The following is a 9,445-nucleotide window of genomic DNA, read 5'->3' on the forward strand; positions in this document are numbered from 1 at the left end:
TATGATGGTGGGGCAGGGAGAGGCGCATGGGCGAGGGCGCGGCCGAACAGGACGACAAGGCGGGTAGAACGCAAGGCCAGCGTGAAGGCCAGCGCCGCCTCGCGCAGTGGGTCCGCGACTATAGCCGCCTGCCCGGCATTCCCGACGAGTTCCTGGGGCCAGACGGCGCCCCGCGCCCGGTCTGGAGCCGCTTCTTCGATGCCTTCGGCGCGCTCGCGCCCGACGAGATCGAGCGGCGATTCGGCATGGCCGACCGCCATCTCCGCGAGGCCGGCGTCACCTACCGCGCGCCCGGCGACAGCGCCGACCGGCCCTGGTCGATCAGCCATCTGCCGCTCTTGATCGACGAGGCCAACTGGCAGCAGTTGTGCGCCGGCATCACCCAGCGCGCCGAGCTGCTCGAGCGCGTGCTGGCCGACATCTATGGCGAGGGTCGGCTGGTTGCGGAAGGCGCGCTGCCGGCGGCCGCGATCGCCGGCAGTCCCGAATATCTCCGCCCGGTCTGCGGCGTGCCGCCGCCGGGCGGGCGCTATCTCTCGCTCTATGCCGCCGACGTCGGCCGCGGTCCCGACGGCCGCTGGTGGGTGCTCGGCGACCGCACCCAGGCGCCGTCAGGCGCGGGCTATGCGCTGGAGAACCGTCTGGTGCTCTCGCGCGCCTTCTCCGATCTCTACAAGTCGATGAACGTGCCGCGCGTCGCGCCGTTCTTCGAGGCCTTCCGCGACTCACTTCGCGCGCGCGCCGACCGCGACGAGCCGCGCATCGGCGTGCTGACCCCCGGCAGCTTCAGCGAGACCTATTTCGAGCACGCGACGCTGGCGCGCTATCTCGGCTTCCTCCTGGTCGAGGGCGACGATCTCGCCGTCAGCGACAACCGCGTCCACATCCGCACCGTCGCCGGCCTGAAGCGGCTAGATGTGCTGCTGCGCCGTGTCGATTCCAACTCGCTCGATCCGCTCGAGCTCGATGCCTCCTCGCATCTCGGTGTCCCCGGCCTGATCGACGTGCTGCGCAAGGACGGCGTCGTCGTCGCCAACATGCCGGGTTCTGGCGTCCTGGAGGCGCGGGCGCTGCTCGGCTTCCTGCCGGCGCTGAGCCGCCGCCTGCTCGGCGAAGAGCTGAAAATGCCGCACATCGCGACCTGGTGGTGCGGCCAGCGCGTCGCGCGCGAGGAGGTGCTGTCGCGGCTCGATGAGGTCGCGATCGAAGGCGCCTACCGGCGCGGCGTGCCCGGCTTCGACTCGAACGGCCCGGTGCTCGCGAGCGAGCTCGATGCGAGCGACCGCCAGCGCCTGGTCGATGCCATCACCACGCGCGGCATGGACTATGTCGGCCAGGAGGTGGTGCGGCTTTCGACCATGCCGGTGTGGGAGCAGGGCCAGATCACACCGCGCCCCTTCGTGCTGCGTGTGTTCGCCGCCGCGACGCCCGACGGCTGGGCCATCATGCCCGGCGGCTTCTGCCGCATCGCCGATCAGCCGGATGCCCGCGCGGTGTCGATGGGCGACGGCGCCCGTGCCGCCGACGTCTGGGTGGTCTCCGACAAGCAGGTTGCGACCGCCGCGACGCTGCTGCCGGCGACCGACAAGGTGCGCATCCGCCGTATCGCCGGCGTGCTGCCGAGCCGCGCCGCCGACAATCTGTTCTGGCTCGGCCGCTATCTCGAACGCGCCGAGGCGACGCTGCGGCTGGTGCGCGCTTTGGGGTCGCCGAGCGGGCCCAACAAGGGCACCGCGGCCTCGCTGCAATCGGCCGAACGGATCCAGCGCCTGCTGGTGGCCTGGGGCGCGATCTCGCAAACCTCGCGCGCGGCCGCGGGTCGCATCGTGGCCGAAGCCTTGCAGAGCGAAGCGCGTTTCGGCTCGGCGCTGTCGCTGGTGCGCGCGGCGCAGCGCACGGCGACCTCCTTGCGCGAGCGGCTGTCGCCCGATGCCTGGCAGGTCATCACCGAGATGGCCGAGCGGCTGGCTTACGAAGTCGAGGACGACGACAGCGTGCTGAGCGCGGCCGAGCTGACCTTGCAGGAGCTTGCGAGCTTCGCCGGCCTCGCACAGGAGAACATGAACCGCGCCGCCGGCTGGCGTTTCCTCGACATCGGCCGCCGCACCGAGCGCGCCATCAACACCACGCGCTTCACGCGCCAATTCGCCTATGACGAGGCCGGCGATGAGGATCTCGACATCCTGCTGACGCTGGTGGACTGTCAGATCACCTACCGCTCACGTTATCTGCTGGCGCCGATCCTGGCGCCGGTGCGCGACCTTGCCGTGCTCGATCCCTACAATCCGCGTTCGGTGGCATTCCAGGTGACAACGCTGAACGAGCACATCGCCGCGCTGCCGAGCCTGAAGGAGCACGGTCTGATCGAGAAGCCGCAGCGGCTCGCGGTGGCGACGCAGGCAATGCTCGCGACCGCCGAGGCCGAGAAGCTCGAGGTCAAGACGCTGTTCGCGCTGGAGCAGGATCTGCTCAGCCTCGCCGAGGCGATCGGGCAGCACTACTTCCCGCATGGTCCCAATGCCAGCCGGCCGGAAAAGCTGACGGGGCTGGCGTGATCTACGACATCCGTCACGTCACCACCTACGAATATGAAAGCCCGGTCAGCTTCGCCCGCTGCACGTTGCGGCTGGAGCCGCGAGGCGGCGCCGGCCAGGAGCTGATCTCGCATCATGTCGAGATCCGGCCGCGTCCTTCCGAGCGCAATGTCCGGCGCGATTTCTTCGGCACGCTGACCGAGAGCGTCGTGATCGAAGCCGCGCATCGCAATCTGCGCATCAACTCGCGTTCGCGTGTGTCGGTGTCGCGCCGGCCGCCGGCGCGCGATGCGCTCAGTCCGCCCTGGGAAAGCGTTCGCGATATCGCCTTCGAGGCGACCAGCCTCGGGCCATCCTCGCCGGTCGGTTACGTCTTTGCGAGTCCGCTGGTGCCGGTGCTGCGTCCGGTCAGCGCCTATGCGGCTTTGAGCTTTGCGCCCGGCGCGGGCATCCTCGCCTGCGCCGTCGATCTCATGCGTCGCATTCGCACCGAGTTTCGCTACGACCCCAAGGCGACGGTGATCTCGACGCCGCTCGGCGAGGTGTTCGACAAGCGTCACGGCGTCTGCCAGGATTTTGCCCATGTGATGATCGCGGGGCTGCGCGGGCTGGGTCTGCCAGCGGCCTATGTCAGCGGATATCTGCGCACCATTCCGCCGCCGGGCCAGCCACGCCTGCAAGGCGCCGATGCCACCCATGCCTGGGTGTCGCTGTGGTGCGGGGCCGAGCTTGGCTGGGTCGATTTCGATCCGACCAACGATCTGCTGATCGGCAACGACCATATCGTGCTCGCGGTCGGGCGCGATTTCTCCGACGTTTCGCCGGTCGACGGCATCATCGTCGGCTCACCCAAGCAGAAGCTCGGCGTCGCCGTCGACGTGCTGCTGGTGGAGTAGAAGCAGGCTGCCGCGCCGTCGCCGGCCGCGAGGGTGTATCGGACCGCTGCCGCAACCGCGATCTCGCATAGCACAACGGTAACATATTTCCGTCATCGCGTTCCCAAGGATTTGGTCAGCCGGCCCAAGATGGGCTATGCTGGTCCTTGCGTCGAGGACAAGAATGAGACGTCGGGAGATGGCATGGGACACCACCGACAAGCGGGGCTGCATCCATGATGACGTTACCGAGACTGGCGGCTGAATCCCTGGAGAAGGTGCTGGGCTCGTTCATGCGTCGCAGGTTTGGCGAGGCTTCGGCGAACATCATCGAGAGCGCGACCCGCACCACGATGGAATGCATCGGCAACAGCGATGCGCTCTATCACAATATCGAGCACACGATGCTGGTGACCCTGGCGGGCCATTCCATTCTCAGCGGCCGATATCTCCACACGCATCTGGAGGCCGAGGATTACGTCCACGTCCTGATCGCCTGCCTCGCTCACGATATCGGCTATGTGAGAGGCCTGTTCGAGGAGGATGACGAGGACGGCTTTCTGATCGACGCGGCCGGCACCAAGGTCTCCCTGCCGCGGGGCGCGTCGGATGCCAGCCTGATGATGTATCACGTCGATCGCTCGAAATTATACGTGATGCGGCGGCTGCGGCATATTCCGGGACTTGATCCGGAGCGCATCGCCCGCGCCATCGAGGGCACGCGGTTTCCCGCTCAGCAGGGCCAGGACTACGACGCCGAAGGCTCGATCCTGCGCGCCGCCGACTTCATCGGCCAGCTCGGCGATCCCAACTATCTGCGCAAGGCCAACGCGCTCTATTACGAGTTCGAAGAGGTCGGCATGAATCGCCAGCTCGGCTACGATTCGCCCGCCGACATCGTGAACCGCTATCCACAATTCTACTGGAACAGCGTCGCTCCTCACATCCAGACCGAGATCGGCTATCTCAACAAGACCGAGATCGGCCGGCAATGGATTGCCAATCTCTACAGCAACGTGTTCCGCGCCGAGCGCGACATCTCGCTGTCCGGCCCGCAGAAATAGGCCGCGCTCTTGTAGCCCGGATGAGCGCAGCGATATCCGGGGCAGGCGTCGTAGGAATCCCGGATGTCGCTGCGCTCATCCGGGCTACGACCTCAATTCCGTGAGTAACCATGCAACAAAACACCGTCGCCACGGACACACTCGACATCGCCTATCGCGAATATGGCGCGCCGGATGGCTGGCCCTGCATCCTGGGGCACGGCTTTCCCTATGACGTGAACGCCTACGCCGAGGCCGCGCCGATCATTGCAGAGGCGGGCGCACGCGTGCTGGTGCCCTGGCTGCGCGGCTATGGGCCGACGCGTTTCCGCCTCGCGTCGACCTTGCGCTCCGGCGAGCAGGCGGCGCTCGGCGCCGATCTCTTGGCCTTCATGGACGCGCTTCGTATCGAGCGCGCGGTCGTCGGCGGCTATGATTGGGGCGGGCGCGCGGCCTGCGTGGTATCGGCGCTCTATCCGGAGCGCGTGATCGGGCTCGTCTCCGGCAATTCCTACAACATCCAGAACATCGCCCGCGCCATGGAGCCGGCCTCGCCACCGGAGGAGGCCGCGCTCTGGTATCAATATCTGTTCCACAACGAGCGTGGCCGCCGGGCGCTGGAGCGCAACCGCCGCGGCTTCGCGCGGCAGCTCTGGTCGATGTGGTCGCCGACATGGGCGTTCGACGATGCAACGTTCGAGCGCAGTGCAATTGCGTTCGACAATCCCGATTTCGTCGATGTCGTGATCCATTCCTACCGCCACCGCTATGCGCTGGTTGACGGTGACCCCGCCTACGCCGCGATCGAGGCAAGGCTCGCCGCGCAGCCACAGGTCCGCGTCCCGACCATCGCGATCGACGGCGACAGCGACGGCGTCAATCCCGGCACCGGCCATCATGCCCGCAAGTTCGAGGGCGCGTTCGAGCGCCGCGTCTTCACCGGTGCCGGTCATAATCTGCCGCAGGAGCGGCCGGCCGAATGGGCGCGAGCCGTGATCGACGTCCGGAAGGCGGCTGCGTCACAGCCCGCCTAAGCTCCGCCCCCTCCAAATTTCCCTGATCTGCGGGAACCTTTTCCGATTGCAGCCGTCCAAGCTGTGGGGCCGCTTCTGGATGCGGCTCGTTGCAGGGGAGGATCTCGATGAAGTCGCAGGTGCGTAAGCTCGAACGTGTCGCGGTGGCGCAGGCGCCGGTCGAACGGCCCGACAGGGCGGAGGTCGAGCAGGCGATCCGGACCATCATCCGCTGGGCCGGCGATGATCCCGCGCGCGACGGTCTGCGCGAGACACCTGATCGCGTTGCACGCGCTTTCGAGGAGTATTTTTCCGGATACGTGCAGGATCCGACCGAAATCCTGCAAAAGACCTTTGAGGAGATCGAAGGCTATGACGAGATGATCGTGCTGCGCGGCGTTCGCTTCGAGAGCCATTGCGAGCACCACATGGCACCGATCGTCGGCCGCGCCTGGGTCGCCTATATTCCGCAAGGGCGCGTCGTCGGCATCTCCAAGCTCGCGCGCGTGGTGGACGTCTACGCGAAGCGGCTCCAGATCCAGGAAAAGATGACCGCGCAGATCGCCAACACCATCAACGACGTGCTCAAGCCCGAAGGCGTCGGCGTCATCATCAAGGCGACGCACCATTGCATGACCACGCGCGGTGCGCACAAGCCCGGCACCGATCTCGTCACCAGCCGCATGCTAGGCGTGTTCCGCGACAACGCGCTGACGCGCCAGGAACTGCTGGGGCTCGCCAATTCGGGCGATTAACCCGCACAGGCATGAAGGAGGCGTTGCCATGGCCGAGGACAAAAAGCCGAGCGGACCCGATCTGAGCAAAGGCGCGCCGCTGACTGCGTTCAAGGACGGCAAATTGCTCGGTCACGTCGGGGAGGAAGACGTCCTGCTGGTGCAGGCCGGCAGCGAGGTCTTTGCGATCGAGCCGGCCTGCAGCCATTATCACGGCCCGCTCGCCGAGGGCCTGGTGGTGAGCGATACCATCCGCTGCCCCTGGCATCATGCCTGCTTCTCCTTGCGTACGGGCGAAGCCACGCGGCCGCCTGCGTTGAACGCGCTGGCGGTCTGGGAGGTCACGCGCGATCGGGACAACATCATCGTCCGGCGCAAGCGCGAGGCACTGACGCCGCCGGCCGCACATCGCAGCGCGCCGACGCCGGATAGATTCGTCATCGTCGGCGGCGGCGCCGCCGGCTTTTCCGCGGCCGAGACGCTCCGGCGCGAGGGCTTTGCCGGCGCCATCACCATGCTCAGCAATGACGGCGCAATGCCGGTCGACCGGCCAAATCTCTCCAAGGACTACCTCGCAGGCAACGCGCCGGAGGACTGGTTGCCGCTGCGCGGTGAGGATTACTACCGGGATGCAGGCATCGATCTCAGGCTCAACACCGACGTCGCCGCCATCGATGCGAAGACGCGCAGTGTGACGCTGGGCAATGGCGACAAGCTGCCATTCGACCGGCTGCTGCTCGCGACCGGCGCCGAGCCGGTCAAGCTGCAGATCCCGGGCGCGGACCAGCCGCATGTTCACACCCTGCGCTCCGTCGCCGACAGCCGCGCCATCATCAAGGCCGCAGGGAGTGCCAGGCGCTCGCTGGTGATCGGCGCCAGCTTCATCGGCCTCGAGGTCGCGGCCTCCTTGCGGGCGCGCAAGATCGAGGTGCACGTGGTCGCGCCGGAAGAGCGGCCGATGCAGAAGGTGCTCGGCGCCGAGATGGGCGACTTCGTCCGGTCATTGCACGAAGAGAACGGCGTGATCTTCCACTTGAAGGATACGGTGGAGAAGCTCGATGGCATGCGCGCGACGCTGAAGAGCGGCGCGGTCATCGAAGCTGACCTGGTCGTCGTCGGCATCGGCGTCAGGCCGCGCCTCGCGCTCGCCGAGCAGGCTGGATTGGCCGCCGATCGTGGCGTCAGCGTGAGCGAATATCTGGAGACCAGCGTCGCGGGCATCTTCGCGGCCGGCGACATCGCGCGCTGGCCCGATCCGCATTCCCGGCAAACCATCCGCGTCGAGCATTGGGTGGTGGCGGAGCGGCAGGGTCAAACCGCGGCGCGCAACATGCTCGGCAGGCGCGAGCGCTTCGACGCGGTGCCGTTCTTCTGGAGCCAGCACTACGACGTGCCGATCAACTATGTCGGCCACGCCGAGACCTTCGATGACATCGCGATCGAGGGCAGTATCTCCGGAAAGGACTGCCTGCTGAAGTACCGCAAGGGCGGTCGCGTGCTGGCGGTCGCTTCAATTTATCGCGATCTCGACAATCTCAAGGCCGAATTGGAGATGGAGCGGTCGCACGCCTGACGCTGCGCTCCGGTCGGAGCGGCGGTGTGGGGCACGCCATGCCATCAGCAACTCGACGCAAGACCATCTTGCGGAACTCGGCTGATCTGACGCGCTGACAAAAAGCAGCACGCCGCGTGACCACCTCGCGCGGTCATGATCCCTGGGGAGAAACCATGAAAGCCGCTTTGGCCCTGGCCGCAGCACTGGCTGCCGCCTGTCTGTCGACATCAGCTGCCGCGCAAAAATCCTACGGCCCTGGCGTCAGCGACACCGAGATCAAGATCGGCAACACCATGCCCTATAGCGGCCCGGCCTCGCCGCTCAGCATCACCGGCAGGGTGATTGCGGCCTATTTCGACGAGGTCAACGAGAAGGGCGGGGTCAATGGCCGCAAGCTCAACCTGATCTCGCTGGATGATGCGTTCTCGCCGCCCAAGACCATGGAGGCGGCGCGCCGTCTGGTCGAGGGCGACGGCGTCGCCTTCATCTTCGCGACCATGGGCACGGCGCCGAGCTCGGCGATCGCGAAATATCTCAACAGCAACAAGGTGCCGCAGCTTTTCCTGATCAGTTCGGCCTCCAAGTGGAACGATCCCGCCAACATGCCCTGGTCGATGGCGCTGCCCTGGGCGCCGAACTACACCAGCGAGGCCGCGATCGACGTCGCCTATGCCCGCGCCAAGAACCCGAATGCGCGTTTCGCGCTGCTCTATCAGAACGACGACGCCGGCAAGGAATACTTACGCGGCGTCAAGGAGGCGCTCGGCCCCGACGCCGACAAGGCGATCGCGATGGCCTCGAGCTTCGAGGTCGCCGACCCCACCGTCGATTCCCAGGTGCTGACGCTGGCGAACACCAAGGCCGACGTCTTCATGATCTATTCGGTGACGCCGCGCGCATGCGCGCAGGCGATCCGGAAAGCGCATGAGGTCGGCTGGCAGCCCACGCGCTTCCTCGCCTCCGGCTGCGCCAACAAGGCAACCGTGATGGTGCCGGCGGGCCTCGAGGCCGGCAAGGGCGTGCTGTCGCTCGGCGCGCTCAAGCCGTTCGTCGAGGCGCCGAAAAACGACCCGGCGATGACGGCCTATATCGACTTGATGAAGAAGCGCCTGCCCAACGCCGACATCAACAACGTCGCCGGCCTCTACGGCTACACCGTCGCCGAGGCGCTGGTGATGCTGCTGAGGCAGTGCAAGGACAATCTGACCCGCGAGAGCATCATGGCGCAGGCCGCGAATTTGAAGAACGTCCCGCTGTCGCTGCTGATGCCCGGCATCACCCTCAACACCACGCCGCAGGATTTTCGTCCGATCAAGGACGGCTACATGCTGCAGTTCGACGGCAACGATTGGGTGGTGGCGAGCGAGCTCTTGAAGGGAACGTGAGGGGCTCTCTCCGCGAGTTCGGAATCGTAGGGTGGGCAAAGGCGCTCTTGCGCCGTGCCCACCACCTCTCTCCGTCGCAAAGAATGCGTGGGCACGCTCCCGCCTTCGCTCTTCGAGCTACGGCGGCCGCTTTGCCCACCCTACGACGCTACGGCACTGACCGCTGAAGGGCGTCAGGGCGGGAGCTCTCTCCGCGAGTTCGGAATCGTAGATTCCATGGGGCGGTGAGCGGGCTCTTTCCGATAGGTTTGGGTTTCCACACTCGAACCATCGGAGAGTCTGATGCAAGCATCGACCGAGAGCACG

At 66.4% G+C, this 9,445-nt stretch carries 7 protein-coding genes; all 7 read left to right on the top strand.

What is annotated here, in order from left to right; all coding sequences use genetic code 11:
• Positions 1–26 precede the first annotated feature (26 nt).
• The 7 genes from IVA79_RS36605 (at position 27) to IVA79_RS36635 (ending at position 9,139) form a co-directional block, all read left to right on the top strand.
• Positions 27–2,555 carry a circularly permuted type 2 ATP-grasp protein gene (locus IVA79_RS36605; RefSeq protein ID WP_247562148.1) on the top strand — a complete coding sequence of 843 codons (2,529 nt, stop codon included), beginning with the start codon at positions 27–29 and terminating at the stop codon, positions 2,553–2,555.
• Complete coding sequence (locus tag IVA79_RS36610; RefSeq protein ID WP_247562150.1) at positions 2,552–3,430, top strand: transglutaminase family protein; 879 nt, start codon at positions 2,552–2,554, stop codon at positions 3,428–3,430. The genes IVA79_RS36605 and IVA79_RS36610 overlap by 4 nt, the downstream gene beginning before the upstream one ends.
• A 215-nt stretch (positions 3,431–3,645) precedes the next feature.
• Positions 3,646–4,473, top strand: coding sequence for a metal-dependent phosphohydrolase (locus IVA79_RS36615; protein WP_247562151.1), 828 nt, complete (start codon positions 3,646–3,648; stop codon positions 4,471–4,473).
• 110 nt (positions 4,474–4,583) lie between these two features.
• Positions 4,584–5,486, top strand: coding sequence for an alpha/beta hydrolase (locus IVA79_RS36620; protein WP_247562152.1), 903 nt, complete (start codon positions 4,584–4,586; stop codon positions 5,484–5,486).
• A 107-nt stretch (positions 5,487–5,593) separates the two neighbouring features.
• A complete protein-coding gene (folE, locus tag IVA79_RS36625; RefSeq protein ID WP_247562156.1) occupies positions 5,594–6,220 on the top strand; it encodes a GTP cyclohydrolase I FolE in 627 nt (208 codons plus the stop codon).
• Positions 6,221–6,248: 28 nt separating this feature from the next.
• Positions 6,249–7,772 (top strand): FAD-dependent oxidoreductase, encoded by a 1,524-nt coding sequence (locus IVA79_RS36630; protein WP_247562158.1) that lies wholly within the window; start codon positions 6,249–6,251, stop codon positions 7,770–7,772.
• A 155-nt stretch (positions 7,773–7,927) separates the two neighbouring features.
• Positions 7,928–9,139, top strand: coding sequence for an ABC transporter substrate-binding protein (locus tag IVA79_RS36635; RefSeq protein ID WP_247562159.1), 1,212 nt, complete (start codon positions 7,928–7,930; stop codon positions 9,137–9,139).
• The last annotated feature ends 306 nt before the right edge of the window (positions 9,140–9,445 follow it).

This window comes from Bradyrhizobium sp. 138 (assembly GCF_023074075.1).
In the GTDB taxonomy this organism is placed as follows: Bacteria; Pseudomonadota; Alphaproteobacteria; order Rhizobiales; family Xanthobacteraceae; genus Bradyrhizobium.

Bases quoted from the DNA above. Each gene is read 5' to 3' on its own strand.
- IVA79_RS36605 (WP_247562148.1), top strand. From the start codon at position 27: ATGGGCGAGGGCGCGGCCGAACAGGACGACAAGGCGGGTAGAACGCAA.
- IVA79_RS36615 (WP_247562151.1), top strand. From the start codon at position 3,646: ATGATGACGTTACCGAGACTGGCGGCTGAATCCCTGGAGAAGGTGCTG.
- IVA79_RS36620 (WP_247562152.1), top strand. From the start codon at position 4,584: ATGCAACAAAACACCGTCGCCACGGACACACTCGACATCGCCTATCGC.
- folE (WP_247562156.1), top strand. From the start codon at position 5,594: ATGAAGTCGCAGGTGCGTAAGCTCGAACGTGTCGCGGTGGCGCAGGCG.
- IVA79_RS36630 (WP_247562158.1), top strand. From the start codon at position 6,249: ATGGCCGAGGACAAAAAGCCGAGCGGACCCGATCTGAGCAAAGGCGCG.
- IVA79_RS36635 (WP_247562159.1), top strand. From the start codon at position 7,928: ATGAAAGCCGCTTTGGCCCTGGCCGCAGCACTGGCTGCCGCCTGTCTG.